Raw genomic sequence first — 20,925 nt, 5'->3', positions numbered from 1 at the left:
AAATTATATGAATAGAATGTCGCCTGTTTAATTTGCAGGCGGCATTCTTATTTTTCGTGATTCATGTTGATATTTTCCTGTGGATTATTGGCGCTGAAAGCTCCAATAAGACAAATTATACAGATTGATAAACAAATCCAGGCGGCAACAGAGTAGGAGCCAAATTGCGATAATGATAAACTAAAGATGAGTGGGCCTATTGCGCTAAAGAATACTAAAAGCGACATTGCAAAACCACTAATCTCGCCCAAATATTTTCGTCCGAAAAAACGAGGCCAGGCCACACTGATTAGCACGGAGTAGATACCTGTTGATGCGCCGTTTCCAACAATTAGCAGATAATAGAAGAAAGAATGTTCCAAATATGGGATGCTGATTGCAGTGCAGGATAAAGTACACAAATAGATAATGAGCAGGACTTTCAATTTGACGAAGTCACTCAGATATCCTCCTGCCAGCGTGATGATAGTCGAAATGAGTGAGGCCGGAATGAATATGAACAAAGCTTCATCGCGTGCCATATTTGCCTGATCAAATATGGAAATGACATTGAAAATAATCCCCGTCATCATTAATGCAAATACAGCCAGCGATATGGAGTACAGCCAAAACACATAGGTTTTTCTGGCTTCTTTTAAGCGATATTGCTTTTGAGCTTTGTTTAAAACCGGGCCGGTCGGGTTTATTTCGTCTGCATCTCCATCTGGAACGAGTTTGCAATCTTCCGGATTGTCTCGGTAAAAAATGAAAACAATCAAACTAAACACAAGTATGGCTGTAACACCCATGATCATCCAGGCAACCCGCCATCCGAAGTGTTGGATGATTTGATCGAAGGTGTAGGGTGCCACAGAGAAGCCAAATGCCACAAAAACACTACTAATTCCGCCGGCTAATCCTCGTTTAACGACGAACCATTTCATAATCATATTGCGACTCAGCATGGTCATCGCTCCCTGACCCGAAAGCCTCAAAAGGAAAAATCCCACTGACAAGACTGCTACACTGAGATAAAATTGAGCAGCTTGCAAATTGAATAACTTGCCGAGAGAGAATGCAATTCGATCGGATTGGCTCATATAGAATAGTACAATTCCAAGGGTTATAGCTGTTAAAACTCCCATCCAACGGGCGCCGATCTTATCATAGAGTTTTCCGGCGTGGGTGAGAAGCAACGAGCTGCAGATTGTTCCAATCAGGTAGGTTGTACTCAACTGGTCTCGGGTAATGCCGAACACATCAATCAGGTGATCGGTGAAGGTTGATACCCCGGATGTTTGTCCGGGAGCACTCATCAGCACTCCCATCGTGCCGACAGCCAGGATTACCCACCCGTAAAAGAACGGAGAAGTAGTCGGTGAGAATGGGAAATTATTGAACTTCTGTTTTAACAAGGCTTTGAATTTTTTGTAAACTTAATAGGTCAAGATTACGTTCGGCTCATGAATTACCAATCAACCCAGACTCTTCAGTTTTACTTAATGTAGCAATAGAAAGCGAATAGCAAACCTCAATTGTTCCGGCTGCATAGCATTCGACTGCCATTAAAAAGGAAAACCTGGCGAAGAATCATTTTCAAATTCTCCAGCAGGTTTTCTTTGCAGTCTTATTTTGGACTTAAATAACTTTCTTGTCGACGAGGTATTTGTTGCGATCTGATGAATTTCGTGAAAATAACTCGGCTAAAAAACCAGCCATGAATAGTTGGGTACCAATGATCATAGCTACCAGCGACAGAAAAAAGTAGGGGCTTTCCACTACTTTGGGAGCTGGAATATTGTTAGACACGGCAATTAATTTGGCGATTCCAAGCCAGGCTGCCGCACAAAACCCAATAATAAAGACGAATGTTCCCAATAACCCAAAGAAGTGCATCGGGCGTTTACTGAATTTCGCGATGAAAATGACCGAAAGCAAATCCAGCGGGCCTCGAATAAACCGTTCGAAGCCAAATTTGGTTTCCCCGTATTTTCGTTCCTGGTGTACAACAACCTTTTCACCAATTTTTTTAAAACCGGCCCATTTGGCAATTATTGGAATGTAGCGGTGCATTTCGCCATATACTTCAATGCTCTTTACCAGTTGTTTTCGGTAAGCTTTCAGGCCGCAGTTGAAATCGTGGATTCTAATTCCGGAGCTCCGCCGGGCAATCCAGTTATAGAATTTGCTGGGGATATTTTTGGATAAAACCGGGTCGTATCGTTTCTTTTTCCAACCGGAAACGAGGTCATATTTTTCCTCGGTAATCATCTTGAATAGTTCTGGGATCTCTTCCGGACTGTCTTGTAAATCTGCATCCATGGTGATTACAACATTTCCCTGTGCATCAGAGAATCCAACATGAAGTGCAGCTGATTTACCGTAATTTCGTCTGAATTTTATGCCTTTTATATCCGGATTTTCATGATGTAACTTTTCAATGACCTCCCAGGAGTTATCGCTGCTGCCATCATCGATGAGTATAATTTCGTAAGAATAATGATTGTGATCCATCACCCGTTTGATCCAACTGGTCAACTCTGGTAACGATTCTTCTTCATTTAATAGCGGAATAACGACGGAAATATCCACGTGCTTGTAGTTTATTCGTAAAAATTAGGCTAAAGAAACAATTAATCTTCTGATTTCACATCAGACATGGCTTCGTCAAAAGCGTTGTCATCATCATTCTTTTTGATAAAAATGGATGAAACCAATGAAATGATTACGCCAAGCAAAGCAAAGGAAAATAAGCCGGATATTGCAATAACGATCGGACTGCGGAAAGCATCCATCATTTTGCTGGCCATTTCGATCTGTTCGTCCGATACGCCTTGCTTCATTAGTTGTTCTTCTTGCATAATCCGAATTTGATCCAAAATTCCCGGATCAATAAATTTCATGAGAATGACCGTATAAACAGACTGAATAATACCGGCAAATGCCATCAAAGCAACACCATATCCAACAGCGTTTCCGTAGCTGATATAGCCACCCAGCTCCCGGTTCCTGTATTGTTGCTGAAAGTAGTATACGCCGGCAGCCAGAATAACATAGCTCACGATGCCCAAAGAGGTATTTAAGTTTTGCCCGGTAATGTAGAGGATGACATTATAAAGAATAAGTATAACGCCAAGATACAAGCCAGCGGTCATTGCGCTTTTCCAGAAAGTCGACTTTTGTTCCATGTTTTTAATTTTTCTTAGGAGTTTATGACAAATATATCTGAATTTTTTAACGAACTGAAATAAAAATTTCATCTCCCGGGTTGACCTATTTTGTAAGTGGATCTTGATTCCTGTCATTTCTTTCGGACGAGAATGAAGCATGCAAATCATTTTTACGGGTGCTGAAGATGAATCTTCGAAAAAAAATGAAAAAAATTGATTCAAATATTTCTTTGAGCGTGAATCGCTTAGTTGTTTCGGGCGCAAAAAAAATGTCTCAGCTTTGAGATTTCATTTGCAGTGAATACAAAAATTTCTACTTTTGTCGCCGGGTAAGTCCTGTACGACCAGCTCCCTCTGAATCCCCCCAGGGTCGGAAGGCAGCAAGGGTAGGAGGTTGAGCGGTGCGATACAGGTAGCTTACCCACTTTTTGTGAAATTTTTTGCCGAATTAGCTCAGTTGGCCAGAGCACGTGATTTGTAATCTCGGGGTCCACAGTTCGAATCTGTGATTCGGCTCAATAATGAAAAAAGGCTGTAAAGCCAACGTTCTTAAAAATACTTTAAAATGCTTGGGGAGATACCAAAGTGGCCAACTGGGGCGGACTGTAACTCCGCTGACTTTCGTCTTCGTAGGTTCGAATCCTGCTCTCCCCACATTCAACAAATTTCAAAAAATTGAATTCAAAAATGCAGATTTGTATTTGGAATGTAATTATTGGAATTTCGAAGTTTGCGGGAGTAGCTCAGCTGATAGAGCATTAGCCTTCCAAGCTAAGGGTCGCGGGTTTGAATCCCGTCTCCCGCTCAATTAAAGGTCATCAATTATTTATTGATGGCCTTTGTTATTTTTTAGGCCATTCTTCTCTGTCTATTAATTTAATCTATAAGGCATCGTTATTATCGATTGCTAATTCGAAAACCAACCACCCTACTTGCTGTTTCAATAGTTGTATGTCGCAAAAGCTGAAGAAATACCTTGTTCCATTTGCGTTAATGCTAATTGGCGCTACCGCCGGTTTTGTTTACTGGTATGTTATCGGTTGCGAATCGGGTTCCTGTGTAAAAAAGTCAGTATGGTACAATATGACTTTATGGGGATGAGTAATGGGATGGTTGGCGGGCGATTTATTACGGGGAGTCTTTGACAGAAAAAACTTGAATGAGAGCAAATAGTCGTTTTAAAAATATTATTAAATCAGATCGGCCGGTAGTTGTCGATTTCTATGCTGATTGGTGTCAGCCTTGCAAAGAGATTCAACCGGTATTGTGTGAACTCAAGAGTACATTCAAACAAGATATCCGCATCCTGAAGGTGAATGTTGATTCCAATCCTTATATTGCCAACCAATTCAAGGTAAAGTCAATTCCAACAGTTATGATTTTTAAATCAGGCGATTTGCAGTGGAGTAAAGAAGGTCTTGTTTTTTTACCTGAACTTACCGATATATTAAATAAATACTTATCTGAAGTATAGACATTTGAATTAAAATAATTCCTTTCTATATTTAGGCCTAAGCTTACACTGTATGAAGAACGGGCAAAATATCGGAAGAGATTTCTTAGGTCTGGCTTTGGATCAGCAAATATCAATTGAAAATATTCAATTGGTCAAAGAACTTTTGTCCGAGACTTCTTCCGTTATCTGTATTCTCAATCACCAAAACAAAATTGTCTTTGCGAACGAAAAGCTCCTTCTAAAATACGGCATCGATATTGAACGTGACATCTTTGGATTGCGCTTCGGTGAAGTCATGAATTGTGTCAATTTGCTCAGTCCGGAATCGGTTTGCGGAACAACTGATAAATGCAAATATTGTGGAGCGAACTATGCTTTTAATGATTTCTGGACGCATAAAACAACCGTTGTGAATGAGTGTCGCTTGATCAGGGCGATGAAAGGGCATACCGAACAATACGACCTTGAAATTACAGCAACGCCTTTTCATTTCGAGAATGATTATATGATTGTTTCGGTCGTTGATATCACCGATCAAAAACGGCGGGAGATTTTAGAACGGATTTTCTTTCACGATATCATTAATATGGCCGGCAGTCTGAAGGGTATTTTAAGTTTATTGCCGGAAACTCAAGATACGGATCCGAATGAGTTTCTTGAGATTGCTTCTTCTCTAAGTTCTCAGATAATTGAAGAAATTAAGGCTCAGCAACAAATGCTGGAGGCCGAAAAAGGTGAGCTGGAAATCTCCACAGAGAAAGTTGAAATGCTGAGCTTTCTGAAAGAGGTTAGCGATAAAGTCAAGTATTGTCAGGAAGCTTTTGAACGCAACATCATTATTCAAGATCATACTGATAACGCTCAATTTACGACCGATCGCGTTTTGTTGACCCGGGTTGTGTTCAATATGGCTAAGAATGCCCTCGAGGCTATTATGAGAGGCAAAGAGATTCGGATTCAGGCTTCTATTTCAGCCGGCAAAGTGCGTATTGAAGTGCATAATCAAACCTATATGGAGGATGATGTTCGTAACCAGCTTTTCCAGCGTTCATACTCTACAAAAGGCAAAAACAGGGGCTTGGGAACCTATAGCATGAAACTGTTGGGCGAGCGTTACCTGAAAGGGAAAGTCAACTTTTCGAGTGATACAGAAACAGGGACCACCTTTTATATTGAGATCCCTGAATCTATTTAAGTCTTTTATTTATTCTTCTGTTCCTTTCTCCGGATCTTTAATTACCACCAATTGCTTCTTTAATTAACTGAAGTTGATTTTTCGGATATGTCTCATTCGGACGCAATCCCAAAGCTTTGTTATAATAGAATCTGGCAATACTGTAGTTCTTGTTTTCAAAAGCCTTGTCAGCTTCTGTAACCGCATCATTGTATTCTTTTTCGCTTTGTTGATCCTGTATTTTTTCTACTTCTTTTTGAACTTCAGCCAATTTAATTGATGGATATGGCTCATCTTTTTTCAATGCTAAAGCACGTCGATAGTAGGAGCGGGCAACAGCGAAATCTTTATTGACAAAGGCTTCATCGGCCGTACTGATCCAATTTAGATAATCTTGCTCTTCCCGTTGTGAAAGCAGCGTGTTGGTCAACTTGCCAATTTCTTTGATGCGGTCTTTCGGATATTGCTCCCACGATTTTATTTCGAGTGCTTTGTTGTAATAGAACCGGGCCAGCGTGTATCCTTTGCGGTCAAACTCGGTGTCGGCTTTGCTGATGGCATCGTTGTAAGCCTTAATTTGATCGGCTGCCAATGACTGGTCAATCAGTTTGCTGATTTCGTCCAAACGTTGCTGCGGATAAGGATTCTGTGGTTGAATTCCCAACGCTTTCTGATAGTAGAATTGTGCCACCGTATAATCCTTCTTGTTGAAGTTCTCATCAGCGATTTTGATAGCTTCGTTGTACGCGGCATTTGTTTTCTCCGCTGCTTTAGCCCGTTCCGCCTCAAGTTCAATTTCTTTGAGCTTCAGGTCAATTATTTCAATTTGCTCTTTCGGGTAGCTTTCCTGCGGTTTAAAAGTCAGGGCCAACTGGTAGTTTGTCTTAGCTCCAGTCCATGTCTCGCTGTTAAACTGTTCATCGGCCTTTTGAATGGCAGCTTGGTAGTCGGCGTCGAGCTTGGCAATTTGTGCGATCAGTTGTTCAAGTTCTTTTATTTTAGGTTGAACGACCGGTTCTTTTTCCGGCAGAATTGTGATGGCTTCGCGGTAGCTACCCACAGCATTCTCCAGTTTTTGCTGATCGATAAAGTCTTCGGCTTCTTTGATTTTCTGATTGTAGGCTACCAAATTCGCTCCGGCAATTGAATCCTCACGCGCTTTTTGCTGACGTGCCAGTTCTGCTTGTGCCAATTGCGTCAGGATGTTGTCAATCTCAGCCATTTTGTCTTTTGGATATTGCTCGTCCGGGAAAACAGTTAAGGCATCCTTGTAAGCAGTGTAGGCTTTATCATATTCCTTTTTCGCGAACGACGCGTCGCCTAAAGCAATGGCAGCGTCATACTTTTCTCTGGCGGCTTTCTCTGTGGCCAAACGCAGCGCTTCTGCTTCTGCCGCCAGGCGCGCTTCTTCTGCCCGTTGTGCCTGAAGCTGCTCAATCTCGCTAATACGTTGCGGCGGTTCCGGTTCCTGAGGTTTCAGGCCAGCTGCCTGTTTGTAATAAGTTAAGGCATCATCCAGCAAGTCTTGCTCGAAGGACGATTTTGCCGACGTCATTGCTTGGTTGTATTGTGCATCCAATTCGGCCTGTTGAGCCAGTTGAAGCAGAATCCCGTCAATTATTACAATCTGGTCGGCCGGATATTTCTCGTTAACTTTCAGGTTTTGCGCTTCCTGGTAAAGTGGTTTTGCTCCCGTGTAGTTTTCAGCGTTGAACGCCTGGTCGGCTGCAGCAATTTTGGCGGCATACGCAGCTTCCAGCTTTTGTCTCTCAGCTTCGGCAAGAGCCGCATCCTGCAGCTTTTGATCAATCAGTGCTATTTGGCTGATCGCATAGGCATCATTTGCTTTAATCGACAAGGCATGTTGATACTCGGGTTTGGCCAATGCCAATTCATTGTTATTGTATAAGCCGTCGGCTTTTGCGATGGCCGCTTGGTAAGCTTGTTCCAGCGCCGCAGCTTTTAGCCGTTCAATCTCTGCGAGTTGTTTAACCGGATATTCCTCTTCTTCCTTCAACAGATGAGCCTCGGTATAGGCATCAATGGCCGTTTCAAAATCCTTCGTTTTGAAAGCACCATCGCCGCGCTCAATGGCAGCTGCATAGGCCCGGTTATGCTCGGCGAGTACTTCCTGCTGGTGTTGCAGTTCTGCGAGAATGGCATCGATCTCAGCCATTTTATCTCTCGGGTACTGTTCAGCCGGTTTCAGTCGACTGGCGTCGGCATAATTTTCTCTCGACGGACGATAGCTGGTCAACTCAAACAGGGAGTCGGCCTTGGCGATATAGGCCTTGTAGGAACGTTCCAATTGGGCCGTTTTCAGGAAGTCAGCCTGCAACTGCCTGGCCCGGGCAATTTGTTCGGCAGGGTAAGTTTCTGCCGGTTTCAATTTTAATGCCTGTTGGTATTGGCCAATGGCCGGATCGAAACTGTTAGCCGCCAGCAGACGGTCGCCCTCACGAATAGCCTCGTCATAGTCGGCATTCAATTGTGCCAACCGGGCCAGTTCCTGATCAATTTTTTGAATCTGCTCCTTCGGATAAACCTCTTCCGGTTTTAAATCCGATGCCTGCTGATAGTTGTTTTTTGCCGGCTCGTATTGCTTGGCGGCAAATGCCTGATCAGCTATTGCCAGCAGGTCGCTGTATTGTTTCTCCAAATCCTGTAGTGCCAGTATCCGATCGATTTCAGCAATTCGGTTTTGAGCCCTTTCATTGGTTGGAATCAATGTTAGCGCTTCCTGGTACAATGGTTTGGCAGCGGTGTATTGCTTCCGGTCAAACGAGTCGTCGGCGCGGGCCATTAGCTGATCGAAATCAGCAGCCAACTTGAGCCGTTCATCGATCAGTTTAATTTGGTCGCGGGGATAGGTTTCTGTTGGAATTAGCTTGAGGGCCTCGGTATACAAGCCTTTGGCGTTCTGCAATTCTTCCGCATGGAACGCGTCATCCGCCGACGCGATGAACTGATCGTATTGGCTTTTTGTTTCGATCTGCGCCAACAACTCGCGGCTTTCGGCCAGTCGGGCTGTTGCTGCCGCATCATTTGCTTTTACGCCTAACGCGCCTTGATAAGCTGTAATCGCGCTGGGGTAGTTTTTCGCATCAAAAGCAGTGTTGCCTTGCTGCATGAAAGCTTGATATTGTTCCTCCAGTGCTGCCTGATCCGCTAGTTTTTTCAGCTCAGCATCAATCTTCAAAAGCTGGTCCTGCGGATATTTTTCCTGCGGTTTCAATTCAAGCGCTTGCTGGTAATTTCCTTTGGCAACAACATATTGTTGGGTGTTGAATGCCTGGTCGGCCGAGGCAATTGCTGATGCATATTGCGCATCCAGATCTTGTTGTGCCAGGATTTGGTCGATTTCGGCAATCCGGCTTTTCGATAGTTCGTGATCGGCTTTCAGTGTCAGAACCTGTTGGTATTTCGATTTTGCCTGGCTGTATTCCTTTTGTGCAAAACGATTGTTCGCCTCTGCCAGCAGTTCCTCGAATTGCTGGTTGAACTGCATCCGGCGGTCAATCTCGGCAATTCGGTCCTTCGGATGTTGTTCGGTTGGTTTCACCTCCAACGCTTGCTGGTAAAAACCTTTTGACGTTGGCAGTTCTTCCTTGTCGAACCATTCGTCGGCTTTGGCAATCAGCTCTTCATATTTCCGGGTGTCTGCCAAAAGTTGCATGGCTGCTTCGGTATCGGCAATGCGGCTTTGAGCTGCTTCATCTCCCGGTTTAAGGCTGAGTGCGCTTTTAAAGGAAGTCAACGCGGCGGGGTAGGCGGCGGCATCAAACGAAGCATTTCCCTGACTCATGGCAACGGCATATTGTTCTTCCAGATCTTTCAACTTAGCCAGCCGGGCAATCTCCAGATCAATCTTTTTAATTTGGTCGCGGGGGTACTGCGAATCGCGCGGACGCATGTCGACAGCCTGCTGGTACAAGCCTTTGGCCTCGTTGTACACCTGTCCGTTAAAAGCTTCATCAGCACGGGCAACCAATTCGTTGTATTGCATGTTGCCCAACTGTTCCTTCATTAACTTTTCGGACTCCGAAATGCGGTCGGTGGCATATTTGTCTTTGGCTTTGTATTCGAGTGCTTTTTGATACGACGTGATTGCCCCGTTATATTGCGTTGCCGTAAACTGTTCGTCGCCGGCTTTAATGGCAGCCAGGTAGTTTTGTTCGGCTTCTTCGGCCAACTGCAGGGCTGCCAGCAAGTCCTGGATTTCTGCAATCCGGTCTTTCGGGTAGGAGCGGTCGCTGAAGAGCATCAACGCATCGCGGAACCGGCCAACAGCAGCCTCGTAGCTTTTTTTGTGGTAAAGCGCGTCAGCCTCGGCAATGGTTTTGTCGTATTGCTTTTCCAGGGCAGCCTGTTCCATTTCGTCGGCCCGCCCGATGCTCCGGGATTCGGAAGCCAGCGCATCTTTGGCAGCCTCGGCAGCCAGAATCTGTTCGCGCAATTGGGCATCCGAGAGGTAGATCTCAGAATCGAAATTGTCGATGTTGGAGTTGTAGAAAACGCGGGCTACCGGTTTGATGGTGAACGACTGGTCGATGATGTTGGTCTCTTCGAAAAGATTCAGCACAAACGACATCGGCGGAAACTTGTTATTCTTTTCAAGCACTTCGGTTGGTACGAAGGTGGAGATGATAATGATCTTCTGAAAGAATCCTTCGCGTTTGAAGAGCAGCCGGTATTCGTGGTTGTATTCCAGTTCGAAATAGAATTTCCCGGTTCGCGGGGGTGTGATAACTTCCTGGTTTTGTCCGTCTCTGGAGATTGTGATTGTTGCGCCATCGCTTTTCCCGTCATCAGAAGTTAGGCGCCCATCAACAATAAAATGAATTTCATCCTGCTGGGCAAAAAGCAAAAAAACAACAATAATTGTTGATAGAGATAAAAGAATTCTTTTCAGGTACATACCACGTTAAGTTAGAAAAACCAGTTGTTGAACTTCCGAATAAGCACGGGTTATCCACATTAATAACTCACTAAGCATAGATATTATTTTTTAAGGCCAAAAACAAGTTTTTATTTTTTTGCTTTTTCTCAACTCAGAGATTATTCCGTTATTTAAAAAATATTCGAAAGGGGTATTGAAAAGAGGGGGTGTTTTTCGGCTGGAAGAGTAAAATTCCGGAATCAGCCTTGTTCCCAAACGCAATTTTAATGTAATTTATTTTTCTGCATGAAACGAGAACCATCCTTTCTGGAGGCACTGCTTCCCATTTTGTTTTTAATTGCCTTGCTAACCTTAAATGTGATTTTCTTTGACGATACCCTGGCGGGTTCGAACCAGGTGGCTTTGTTGCTGGCCGCAACGATCGCCGGGATCATTGTTCGGCGCAACGGGCAGGCTTGGGACAAGACCATGGAGAATGTCGTTAACACCATTGGCTCGGCCATGCCGTCGATGTTGATTTTGCTGCTGATCGGTTCCCTCGCCGGAACCTGGATGCTGAGTGGCATTGTTCCGGCTTTGATTTATTACGGACTCGATATTATTAACCCACAGATATTTTTAGTGACCGCGGTGGTGGTGAGTGCCATTGTGTCGCTGGCTACCGGTAGCTCGTGGTCGACCATTGCGACGATTGGTGTGGCTTTGCTGGGGATCGGAAAAGCGATTGGCATGAACGAAGCGGTTGTTGCCGGAGCGATTATCTCGGGCGCCTACTTCGGGGATAAGATTTCGCCGTTGAGCGACACCACAAACCTGGCCCCGGCAATGGCGGGAACCGACTTGTTTACCCACATCCGGTATATGCTTTTGACCACGACCCCCAGTTTCATTCTAACCTTACTCATCTTTCTGGTTATTGGTTTGAACTACAATTTTGCGGAAGCGGTGGTTGACGTGGCTGATGTAAAATCGGCTATTCACGGGGCATTTAATACGTCGCCCTGGTTGTTCGTCGTTCCGATTATCCTGTTTGTGATCATTATCAAAAAGGTGCCGCCGGTGCCTGCTCTCATGATTGGTACCTTGTTGGGCGGCTTGGCGGCGATTATTTTTCAGCCGCATATTGTTGAAGAACTGGCCGGGAATGTGTCGAATTACGCGGAAGCCTCGTACGTCAGTTTTATGCAGGCCATGTTTGGCGATATTGCCATCGTGACGCCCGATGCCGATGTGAATGAGTTGCTGCACACTTCCGGTATGGCCGGTATGCTCGACACCATCTGGCTGATTTTGTCGGCCATGGTTTTTGGCGGAATCATGGAGTCGGGGGGCTTGCTGGCCCGGTTAACCCGGCCAATTATTAATTGGGCCAATTCAACCGGATCGCTGGTGACATCGACAGTTGTGACCTGTATTTTCTTCAACGCAACAGCTTCCGATCAATATATTTCGATTGTTGTTCCGGGGCGCATGTACCGCAAATCGTACCGGGATAAAGGGCTGAAACCGGAGGTGCTAAGCCGGACGCTGGAAGATGCCGGGACGATGACTTCGGTGCTGATTCCGTGGAATACCTGCGGCGCCACGCAATCGCGCGTGCTGGGTGTGGGTACCTTCGACTACCTGCCCTACGCGTTCTTCAACCTGATTAGTCCGCTCATGTCGATCTTGTTTGCTTACCTGAATATTAAAATAAGACGGTACCAAACAGCCGAAGTTCCGGTAAAAGAAGATTAATTTAGCAGCTAGTTGTATCTTCTATTCATGAAGTGAATACACAGAACGTTTGAACCTGAAACAGATGATTGTTTTATTACTGATTTTTTATGTGTTCTTCCCCGCTGTCATTGTTTTTCTGACGAAGAAATCGATGTTTTTAAATAAGGTCGGAGCGGTGGTGTTGGCCTACATGGTTGGGGTGTTGCTGGGCAATGTTGGCTTGATGCCCAAGATTTCGGATGGCCTGCGAATGCTGTTGGAAGGACAAGCTTATTTTCCGGCGGAACGGATGAACGATTTGCTGCAACAAGGGGTGATTACACTGGCTGATTTTTTGCCGAATCAGATTGCGCAGTTGCAGGAAGTGCTGATGACCATTACCATTCCGCTGGCTATTCCGCTGTTGCTGTTTTCGCTCGACGTTAAACGATGGTTGCACCTGGCCCGCCGGGCAATGCTTTCGATGGTGCTGGGAATTGTTTCGCTGGTGACGGTGATTATCATCGGATTTTTCATTTTAAAGAACCACATCCCCGACGCCTGGAAAATTGGCGGTATGCTGGTGGGGATTTATACCGGCGGAACGCCCAACCTGGCTGCGATTGCTACGGCGCTCGACGTCGATCCGAATATTTTCATCCTGGTGAACACCTATGAAATTGTAGCCGGTTTCGGCTTCCTTATTTTACTGATTACCGTGGCCCAGTCGCTGCTGAACCGCTTTTTACCGCCGTTTAAATCGTCGTTGAAACAGGTCGATCTGGAGCAGGTTGAAGCGAACAGCGAAGAGTTCAACGACATGCTTACCCGGGAGGGCATCATCGAAATGGCCAAAGCTTTTGGCTTGTCGGTTCTCATTTTCGCGGTGGCCGGAGGTATCAGCCTGCTGGTGCCCAAGTCGGCTCAAATGGTTGCGGTTATCCTGGGAATTACCACGCTGGGCGTTGCCTGCAGCTTGGTTCCGGCGATCAATCGCCTGAAGCAATCGTTCTCGCTGGGCATGTATCTCATTCTCATTTTTTCGTTGCTGGTAGCCAGCATGGCCGACCTGACAGCCCTCTTCAATATCGACTTTTTCCACCTGTTTTTGTTTGTCGCGTTGGGCGTATTTGGCACCATGATCATTCATGTGTTCCTGTCGTGGTTGTTCAAAATCGACACCGATACGACCATCATTACCATTTCGGCTTTGTCGTTTTCGCCGCCCTTTGTCCCCATTGTCGCGTCAGCCTTAAAAAATAAAGAAGTGATTATTTCGGGCCTCGCCGTTGGTACTTTGGGCTACATTTTCGGGAATTACCTCGGTGTAAGTCTCGCTTATTTCCTGAAAGCTTTCATGTAATTATTCCGCATGCGTTCGTGACGACCTTTTCAGCCTGAAGTCCGTGTTATGAAACGATAATTGGTCGCCCGGCCGTCGGTGAAGCAATTATTAAATGATAATTGGCCGCCCAGCCGTCGGTGAGGCAATTATGAAACGATAATTGGTCGCCCAGCCGTTCGGTGAAGCAATTATCAAACGATAATTGGTCGCCCAGCCGTCGGTGAAGCAATTATCAAACGATAATTGGTCGCCCAGCCGTTCGGTGAAGCAATTATCAAACGATAATTGGTCGCCCAGCCGTCGGTGAAGCAATTATTAAATGATAATTGGTCGCCCAGCCGTCGGTGAAGCAATTATGAAACGATAATTGGTCGCCCAGCCGTTCGGTGAGGTAATTATCAAATGCTAACGCCGTCTCCAACGGATCGGGAAGCAATCGGGGATGGAGCGACGAATAAACTGCCGCTAAAACAAGTAATTCAACTTAATATACACGCCGGAGTCTCCGTCGCGCTTATTGGTTACCCGTCCGTAATCGCACGATACAATGAAGTTTTCATTCATCCCTACTTTCAGCCCCAAACCGTAGCTGGTGTGCCAGCGTTCGGCACCGTAGGCGAGGTAATCTTTGGTGTCGACCGCTGCAAAGGTCGGGTAGAAGTTGAGCGAGCGTTTGCCGGTAACCTTGCCGGTATCCACAAAGCCATTCAGGCCAACAAAGAAGTTGTTGTTCTTAAATTGAAAATTCCAGATCCGGCTGCGCAGTTCAAAGTTGCCGAACGCCACATCGTCGCCAATCACGCGGTTGCGCAAAACACCCCGCATGGTTCGTCCGCCGCCCAGCCCTTCCATGCTGTTGCCTTTGGCGCCGTCGACCACCCGCTTGGTGAGGTAGTAAAAAGGCGCATTCCCCGACAGGGTGGCTTCGTAACTGAGGCGATAGGCAAAGGTCAGCCGCTTTTTAACGAGGGGTACATACTGGCGGTGGGTCAGTCCCAGGCGGGTAAACGAGCTTTCCGAACCGAGTACTTTCGGCACATATTCGATCACCGCCTCCGACCAGATGCCTCGTTCGGGGATGGCGCGGAAGTCGCGGCTATCGTAGACGATCCCACCACGCATTGCCGGAATGTTTCCGCCATTGGCTTCTTTGGGAGCAATCAGGCCCCAGCCCTGGTAAATAGCATAAAGCCCGGCTACATCGGGCAGTTTGTCTTCATCGTCTTTGCCTTTGTTCAGCTTGTCAATATTAACCGGGGCGAGTTTGAATTGCTGGAAGTTAATGCCGGCTTCCCAGCGAAAATTGGCCATCGGCAAATCTCCCCGGAAATCAAGTTTCAGGCGAAACAATTTCCGGTTGTAGTTATAGAAAACCCGCGAGCGGTAGTCCGGATGCTCATCGTCAACCCAATTGTCGTTGTAAACGGCATCGTATCCGTTGAAGCCATAAAACTGGTAGGTTTGGTCGACCAGGTAACTGAGGTCGGCGGTTGTTTGAATGCCTTTCAACAAGCGGTCCGAGTCGTACTGAAACTGGTAAATACTGCTTCCTTTGGTGAAACGCGAAATCTCCAGGTAGAAGGAATGATCATATTCCGGGTAGCGGCTGCCATCGCCGTAGTGGTACAGGTTAACCAGTCCGCCGTACTGAAGGCCAAGGTCCGAGTCGAAGGCGATTGCCGGCAGGGCGCCGAAGTTCCATCCTTGTTTGATGATGGCTTCTTTTTTTTCATCCTGGGCATGAACTGTCAGGGCAGCGAGTAACAGGGCGAACAGAAACAGCTTTGATTTCATAGATCTGGTTTTGGGACTGAACGAATATAACAGAATTTTGAATGCTTCCGGCGTTCCAAAATGTTTCGTTAGCCGGCTCCGGTTCCTTTTTAGTATGTCCTTAACGTTTCGGGAATGATCTTTTGTCTTTAGAATCAAAAGTTAATCTGCGGCAAATGCTATTTTTTTGTAATTTCGAGCCGTTAAAAAACACGAATATGATTACCATCGAAACCAATTATTTAGGCGACTTGCGGACGGAGAACGTTCATGTGCAGTCGGGTGCCAAAATCGTAACAGATGCACCATGCGATAACCGCGGTAAAGGACAATCGTTTTCACCAACCGATTTGCTGGCCACAGCGCTCGGCAACTGCATCATGACCATCATGGGCATTAAAGCAATGGATAACGGAATCGATCTTGTTGGAACGCGTTTGGAGATCACCAAAATAATGGCCAGCGATCCGCGTCGGGTGGCTGAAGTCGTGGTGGCATTTTTCTTCCCCGATAAAAATTATACTGCGGAGGAAAAGCAGTTGATTGAAAGTGTTGCCGGAACAAGCCCGGTACCTTTAAGCCTGCACCCCGATTTGAAACAAACCATCCGGTTTAACTGGTAATCATTTCAACAAAACAATAAACCTGAATTGGATTCCCGGAATGGGTGGAATCAGAAAAGTGATTTTATGGATAAGACGAACAGAGGGCGGGAGATTATTCTACTCAATATTTCCGGACCGGATGAAGCCGGACAAACCGCTTCGTTAACCGCGATACTAGCCGAATACGATATCACAATCCTGGACATCGGCCAGGCGGTGATTCACGAAAACCTGGGATTAGGAATCCTGATACAGATTTCCGAAAAATCAGACTCTTCACCTATTCTGAAGGATGTGCTGTTTAGAGCGCATGAACTCGGATTGCGGGTGAAGTTTACGCCGATCCCCGAAGCGAAATACTCCGAATGGGTGTCGCACCAAGGGAAAGACCGTTTTATCATTACCTTATTGGCGCGTCAGCTGACTGCCTGCCACCTGGCAAAAGTGACGAAAGTGATTTCGGAACAAGGCTTGAATATTGATATTATTTCGCGTTTGTCGGGACGTATTCCCCTGGACGATACCGATGGGAAAACCAAAAGTGTGGTTGAATTTTCGGTTCGGGGAACGCCCAAAGACAATGAAGCGCTGAAGCGTGAGTTCATCGAAATCAGTAAAGAGACTGGTGTCGACATTGCTTTCCAGGTCGATAACATGTACCGCCGCAACCGGCGCCTGGTTTGTTTCGATATGGACTCGACCCTGATTCAGGCTGAAGTGATTGACGAGCTGGCCCGCCACGCCGGTGTTTACGACGAAGTGAGCGCCATTACCGAGGCGGCCATGCGCGGAGAACTGGATTTCCAGGAAAGCTTCAAAAAGCGGGTGAGCCTGCTGAAAGGCCTCGATGTTTCGGTGATGCAGGAAATTGCCGACCATCTGCCATTGACGGAAGGTGCCGAACGCTTGTTCCGCACCCTGAAACGATTTGGCTACAAGACCGCGATTCTCTCCGGGGGATTCAACTACTTTGGTAATTATTTGAAATCGAAGCTCGGGGTTGATTATGTTTTTGCCAATGAACTGGAGATCGCCGATGGTAAGTTAACCGGCCGCCACGTTGGAGAGATTGTCGATGGCGCCAAGAAAGCAGAGATGTTGAAACTACTGGCTTTCAAAGAAGACCTGGACTTGGAACAGGTTATTGCCGTGGGCGATGGATCGAACGACTTGCCGATGATTCAACTGGCTGGCCTGGGAATCGCTTTTCACGCCAAACCGAAGGTACAGGCCTCGGCGAAAAACTCGATCTCCGAAATCGGTTTGGATGCCATTTTATACCTCATTGGTTTCCGCGACCGCGAGATTAACGCGTAAAAAAATTGACAAACAATACGAGATAAAATACGTTTCAGCATAAACAATGAAGAAGTTTTCAGCAATATTAATCGCGATCATATACTTGATGCTAACGGTCGGTACAACCGTCAGTATGCAGTATTGTTGCGGCGAAATTGCTTCTTTAGAGCTTTATGCACCGGCGGATCCTTGTTGTGGCAGTGAAGATGAGGTTCCCGGTTGCTGCCGGGAACAAGTTCTGATTGTTCAATTTGATGAACAGCAGGCTGTGTCCAACGGAAACATCTTCAAATTTAGTCCGCCAGCTTTTCATCTGGCGGAAACAACTGTGTCGCTGTTGGCTGAACAAGTTGAAAATCAATCTCAGCCAGTTTCGGATCCATTCATATCTCCACCTTCCGAACGTCCGCTATGGTTGTTAAAATGTTCATTGATCTATTATGGATAACGCACAAACAACAGGAGGTCGTTAGACCGTTGTTGCTTTGTAGCAAATAGCCATTTGGCTTTGTTGCGCGTCTATGCAGTTAAACAGCAGAGGCGTGAAATTTATTCACAATAGATTATTGAATAACGATGAAAACAAAAATATTAAAAACACTGACAGCCCTGTTGATTGTGCTGTCAGCCACCGGATCCGGTTCCGCAAAAGATTCCAAAACAATCAAAGAACAGGTCAAAGTTTCCGGTGTTTGTAACCAATGCAAAGACAGGATTGAAAATGCTGCACTAATTAAAGGCGTAAAATTTGTCAATTGGGACAAAGAAAAGCAATCTCTGGAGGTAATCTACAAGTCCGATAAAACCGATCTTTTAACGATCGAAAAAGCCGTTGCTGAAGTAGGTCACGATACCGAACATGTGAAAGCCACCGATGAGGCCTACAGTAATTTGCATCATTGCTGCAAATATCGCGAAGGTCAGGAAGTCCACTAATCCGAGGGAGATATAGAATCATGATAAAGATGAAAACACGGTGCTTTTGTCTGCTCCTGCTGTTTAGTATCTCGCTTAATTCATTTGCACAAAAAGCTGTCCCGTCTATAATAGAAGGTAAAGTATTCGAGATTGACCAGTCGGGTAAAGTACTCCCTTTGGTTGGAGTCAACCTCTATTGGCTGGGAACACAAAGAGGTGCAATTAGCGACAGTGAGGGGATGTTTAGCGTAGAACGTGTCGCGGGGGCGGATTTATTGGTTTTTAGCTATGTTGGCTTTGACAATGATACCGTTCGTGTTATTGGTGATCAAACACTCGATATTGAGATGAAAAGCTCGCTCGTGATTGACGAGGTGTCGGTTGTCAGCCGGCAAAAATCAACGATAATATCGATGCTGGATCCCCGAAAGGTTGAACAGATCGGTGAAAAGGAATTGCTTAAAGCAGCATGCTGCAACTTGAGCGAAAGCTTCGAGACCAGCCCAAGCATTGATGTGGCCTTTACGGATGCCGTAACCGGGACACGACAGATCCAGATGTTGGGCTTATCGGGTCCCTATGTGCAAATTACGAAAGAGAATATGCCGGGGCTGCGCGGTTTGGCTTCTAATTTTGGGTTGACCTTTTTCCCGGGAACATGGATCGAGGGAATTCAACTGAATAAGGGAACCGGATCGGTTCTGAATGGTTTCGAAAGTATTGCCGGTCAAATTAATTTGGAGCTGCGCAAGCCGGAGGAAGCCGATCCTTTGTACCTGAATTTATTTGCGAATAATGAAAGTCGGCTGGAAGCCAACTTAAACCTTGCCCATCGTTTTAAAGACAGCAGGTGGTCAACGGCTTTGTTGCTGCATGCCAGCGAGCGTTCGAAGGAAATGGATGAGAATGATGACGGTTTTATGGACATGCCGACCGGGGACACCTATATTTTGCTGAACCGATGGAAGTACAACAGCGGCGAAGGAATCGAAGGCCAGTTTGGTGTGAAGCATACTTCGCAAAGTAGCATGGGAGGGCAGATGGGCTTTAATCCAAACAAGACCGGCGCGCCCGAATATTGGGGAATGGAGCTCGACATTCAGCATAGTGAGGCGTGGGCCAAGCTGGGGAAAGTATTCGTCGATAAACCCTGGAAATCAATTGCCATGCAAATGTCGGGAAGCTATTACGAACAAAACAGCACTTTTGGAGAAACCCGTTACAATGCAGATCAGCAGTCATACTACATGAATTCGATTTATCAGAGTATAATCGGGAATTCCTTCCATCAGTTTAAAACTGGGATTAGTTTTCAATACGACCTTTACCGGGAGTATTTAAACGATACGGATTTGGGATTTAGCGAACGAATTTCCGGAGCATATTTCGAGTACACGTTTAAACCTTCAGAGCAGTTCTCACTGGTCGCCGGTTTGCGGACCGATCACCATAACAGCTATGGATGGTTTGCAACACCTCGCCTGCATGTGCGTTACGCTCCTTCTGAAAAGTCGGTTATCCGATTGTCTGCAGGTAGGGGAATGCGCACGGCAAACGTTATTATGGAGAACAGTGGTGTTCTGGCCAGTTCGCGAGAACTTATTTTTCAGTCGCAACAAGATGGTTTACCATACGGTTTTGAACAGGAAGTAGCCTGGAACTTTGGAACTAATTTCACACAGAATTTTGAAATTGATTACCGGCACGGAAGCATTACGTTCGATTTGTATCGAACCAATTTTGAAAATCAGGTCGTGGTCGATTTGGATCTGAATCCGCAGCAAGCTGTTTTTGCTCCACTCGATGGGAAGTCGTATGCCACTAGTTTTCAGGCGCAGCTGGATTATGAGCTCGTCAAAAGGCTTGATTTTCGGATCGCCTACCGCTATTACGACGTGAAAACGACTTACCATGGTGAACTACTGGAAAAGGCACTGTTGTCGAAACAGCGGGCTTTTGTGAATCTGGCTTACCAAACCCGCAACTACTGGCGTTTCGACCTAACGTTGAACCGTCAGGGGAAAAAACGTATCCCGGGGACGGAGTCAAACCCGGAAGAATACAGGTTGGCCAATTATTCGCCCGCTTTCAACCGGGTGAATGTGCAGGTGTCGAAAAACTGGAAAGAGAGTTTCGAACTTTACCTGGGCGTCGAAAACCTGACAAATTACAAGCAGGACAATCCGATTGTCGCCAGTGAAGATCCTTTTGGGCCTTACTTCGACAGTTCCATGGTTTGGGGCCCCATTTGGGGACGGACCATATACATGGGGCTGAGGTATAAAATTTTCTAACCGGAAGTTACAGGGGAGTTGAATAAGAAGCAGAGGAGATGTTACTCGGGTAGCATCTCCTTTTATCTGCCGATCAATGGAAGTCAACTGGCTGGCCTGGGAATCGCTTTTCACGCCAAACCGAAGGTACAGGCCTCGGCGAAAAACTCGATCTCCGAAATCGGTTTGGTTGCCATTTTATACCTCATTGGTTTCCGCGACCGCGAGATTAACGCGTAATTCGGGCAGAAAGCTGCTAAAAAATACAAAAGGGTGTTATCCGAAAAGTTACATCCTTTTTTTGTTTGTTGCCGGATGTTATCTTTAGATGCTTT

The 20,925-nt window shown here is 45.9% G+C and carries 15 protein-coding genes, 3 tRNA genes and 1 other RNA gene; 14 read left to right on the top strand and 5 right to left on the bottom strand.

Annotated elements, in window-relative coordinates; genetic code table 11:
• Positions 1-47: 47 nt before the first annotated feature.
• The 3 genes from GJV22_RS01395 to GJV22_RS01385 all read right to left on the bottom strand — a co-directional run bounded on the left by GJV22_RS01395 (position 48) and on the right by GJV22_RS01385 (position 3,167).
• Positions 48-1,394, bottom strand: coding sequence for an MFS transporter (locus GJV22_RS01395; protein WP_163707614.1), 1,347 nt, complete (start codon positions 1,392-1,394; stop codon positions 48-50).
• 223 nt (positions 1,395-1,617) lie between these two features.
• Positions 1,618-2,571, bottom strand: a complete 954-nt coding sequence (locus GJV22_RS01390) for a glycosyltransferase family 2 protein (protein WP_163707611.1) — start codon at positions 2,569-2,571, stop codon at positions 1,618-1,620.
• A gap of 41 nt (positions 2,572-2,612) precedes the next feature.
• Positions 2,613-3,167 (bottom strand): DUF4199 domain-containing protein, encoded by a 555-nt coding sequence (locus GJV22_RS01385; RefSeq protein ID WP_163707608.1) that lies wholly within the window; start codon positions 3,165-3,167, stop codon positions 2,613-2,615.
• Positions 3,168-3,476: 309 nt separating this feature from the next.
• On the opposite strand from GJV22_RS01385, the gene ffs reads away from it, so the two are divergent.
• From ffs to GJV22_RS01355, 6 genes are all read left to right on the top strand, one after another.
• An RNA gene (ffs, locus tag GJV22_RS01380) (signal recognition particle sRNA small type) lies at positions 3,477-3,575 on the top strand.
• Positions 3,576-3,591: 16 nt separating this feature from the next.
• Positions 3,592-3,665 (top strand) — tRNA-Thr (locus GJV22_RS01375).
• A gap of 55 nt (positions 3,666-3,720) precedes the next feature.
• Positions 3,721-3,803: transfer RNA gene (locus tag GJV22_RS01370), tRNA-Tyr, on the top strand.
• A 78-nt stretch (positions 3,804-3,881) separates the two neighbouring features.
• A tRNA-Gly gene (locus GJV22_RS01365) sits at positions 3,882-3,954 on the top strand.
• Positions 3,955-4,308: 354 nt separating this feature from the next.
• A complete protein-coding gene (gene trxA, locus GJV22_RS01360) occupies positions 4,309-4,623 on the top strand; it encodes a thioredoxin (RefSeq protein WP_163707605.1) in 315 nt (104 codons plus the stop codon).
• Positions 4,624-4,675: 52 nt separating this feature from the next.
• A complete protein-coding gene (locus GJV22_RS01355; RefSeq protein WP_163707604.1) occupies positions 4,676-5,800 on the top strand; it encodes a sensor histidine kinase in 1,125 nt (374 codons plus the stop codon).
• Positions 5,801-5,837: 37 nt separating this feature from the next.
• Here GJV22_RS01355 and GJV22_RS01350 read toward each other — a convergent pair whose 3' ends face one another.
• On the bottom strand, positions 5,838-10,697 hold the full coding sequence (locus GJV22_RS01350) for a hypothetical protein (protein ID WP_163707602.1): 4,860 nt from the start codon (positions 10,695-10,697) through the stop codon (positions 5,838-5,840).
• A gap of 267 nt (positions 10,698-10,964) precedes the next feature.
• Between GJV22_RS01350 and nhaC the strand changes: the two genes are divergently transcribed.
• Together nhaC and GJV22_RS01340 are read left to right on the top strand one after the other, a co-directional pair.
• Positions 10,965-12,416 (top strand): Na+/H+ antiporter NhaC, encoded by a 1,452-nt coding sequence (nhaC, locus tag GJV22_RS01345; protein WP_163707601.1) that lies wholly within the window; start codon positions 10,965-10,967, stop codon positions 12,414-12,416.
• Positions 12,417-12,480: 64 nt separating this feature from the next.
• Positions 12,481-13,740 carry a DUF819 family protein gene (locus GJV22_RS01340; RefSeq protein ID WP_163707599.1) on the top strand — a complete coding sequence of 420 codons (1,260 nt, stop codon included), beginning with the start codon at positions 12,481-12,483 and terminating at the stop codon, positions 13,738-13,740.
• A 447-nt stretch (positions 13,741-14,187) separates the two neighbouring features.
• Here GJV22_RS01340 and omp85 read toward each other — a convergent pair whose 3' ends face one another.
• Positions 14,188-15,516: an Omp85 family outer membrane protein gene (omp85, locus tag GJV22_RS01335; RefSeq protein ID WP_163707596.1), complete on the bottom strand. Its 1,329-nt coding sequence runs from the start codon at positions 15,514-15,516 to the stop codon at positions 14,188-14,190.
• A gap of 197 nt (positions 15,517-15,713) precedes the next feature.
• Here omp85 and GJV22_RS01330 point away from each other — a divergent pair, with 197 nt between their 5' ends.
• The 6 genes from GJV22_RS01330 (at position 15,714) to GJV22_RS22220 (ending at position 20,830) form a co-directional block, all read left to right on the top strand.
• Entirely contained in the window at positions 15,714-16,118 is a 405-nt protein-coding gene (locus GJV22_RS01330) for an OsmC family protein (protein WP_163707594.1), read from the top strand.
• Positions 16,119-16,184: 66 nt separating this feature from the next.
• Positions 16,185-17,417 (top strand): phosphoserine phosphatase SerB, encoded by a 1,233-nt coding sequence (gene serB / locus GJV22_RS01325; RefSeq protein ID WP_163707592.1) that lies wholly within the window; start codon positions 16,185-16,187, stop codon positions 17,415-17,417.
• Positions 17,418-17,463: 46 nt separating this feature from the next.
• Positions 17,464-17,847, top strand: a complete 384-nt coding sequence (locus GJV22_RS01320) for an HYC_CC_PP family protein (RefSeq protein ID WP_163707591.1) — start codon at positions 17,464-17,466, stop codon at positions 17,845-17,847.
• Between the two features lie 128 nt (positions 17,848-17,975).
• A complete protein-coding gene (locus GJV22_RS01315; protein WP_163707588.1) occupies positions 17,976-18,335 on the top strand; it encodes a heavy-metal-associated domain-containing protein in 360 nt (119 codons plus the stop codon).
• Positions 18,336-18,364: 29 nt separating this feature from the next.
• Entirely contained in the window at positions 18,365-20,611 is a 2,247-nt protein-coding gene (locus tag GJV22_RS01310; RefSeq protein ID WP_163707586.1) for a TonB-dependent receptor, read from the top strand.
• An 18-nt stretch (positions 20,612-20,629) separates the two neighbouring features.
• Positions 20,630-20,830: a hypothetical protein gene (locus tag GJV22_RS22220; protein ID WP_238480257.1), complete on the top strand. Its 201-nt coding sequence runs from the start codon at positions 20,630-20,632 to the stop codon at positions 20,828-20,830.
• Positions 20,831-20,925: the final 95 nt, after the last annotated feature.

The sequence above is a fragment of the Mangrovibacterium lignilyticum genome (genome assembly GCF_010882175.1).
Lineage (GTDB): Bacteria > Bacteroidota > Bacteroidia > Bacteroidales > Prolixibacteraceae > Mangrovibacterium > Mangrovibacterium lignilyticum.
This window is presented reverse-complemented; position numbering and strand designations above follow the sequence as displayed.

Coding starts and splice junctions, on each gene's coding strand:
- GJV22_RS01385 (WP_163707608.1), bottom strand. CDS start 3,167: ATGGAACAAAAGTCGACTTTCTGGAAAAGCGCAATGACCGCTGGCTTG.
- trxA (WP_163707605.1), top strand. CDS start 4,309: ATGAGAGCAAATAGTCGTTTTAAAAATATTATTAAATCAGATCGGCCG.
- GJV22_RS01355 (WP_163707604.1), top strand. CDS start 4,676: ATGAAGAACGGGCAAAATATCGGAAGAGATTTCTTAGGTCTGGCTTTG.
- GJV22_RS01350 (WP_163707602.1), bottom strand. CDS start 10,697: ATGTACCTGAAAAGAATTCTTTTATCTCTATCAACAATTATTGTTGTT.
- nhaC (WP_163707601.1), top strand. CDS start 10,965: ATGAAACGAGAACCATCCTTTCTGGAGGCACTGCTTCCCATTTTGTTT.
- GJV22_RS01340 (WP_163707599.1), top strand. CDS start 12,481: ATGATTGTTTTATTACTGATTTTTTATGTGTTCTTCCCCGCTGTCATT.
- omp85 (WP_163707596.1), bottom strand. CDS start 15,516: ATGAAATCAAAGCTGTTTCTGTTCGCCCTGTTACTCGCTGCCCTGACA.
- GJV22_RS01330 (WP_163707594.1), top strand. CDS start 15,714: ATGATTACCATCGAAACCAATTATTTAGGCGACTTGCGGACGGAGAAC.
- serB (WP_163707592.1), top strand. CDS start 16,185: ATGGATAAGACGAACAGAGGGCGGGAGATTATTCTACTCAATATTTCC.
- GJV22_RS01320 (WP_163707591.1), top strand. CDS start 17,464: ATGAAGAAGTTTTCAGCAATATTAATCGCGATCATATACTTGATGCTA.
- GJV22_RS01315 (WP_163707588.1), top strand. CDS start 17,976: ATGAAAACAAAAATATTAAAAACACTGACAGCCCTGTTGATTGTGCTG.
- GJV22_RS01310 (WP_163707586.1), top strand. CDS start 18,365: ATGAAAACACGGTGCTTTTGTCTGCTCCTGCTGTTTAGTATCTCGCTT.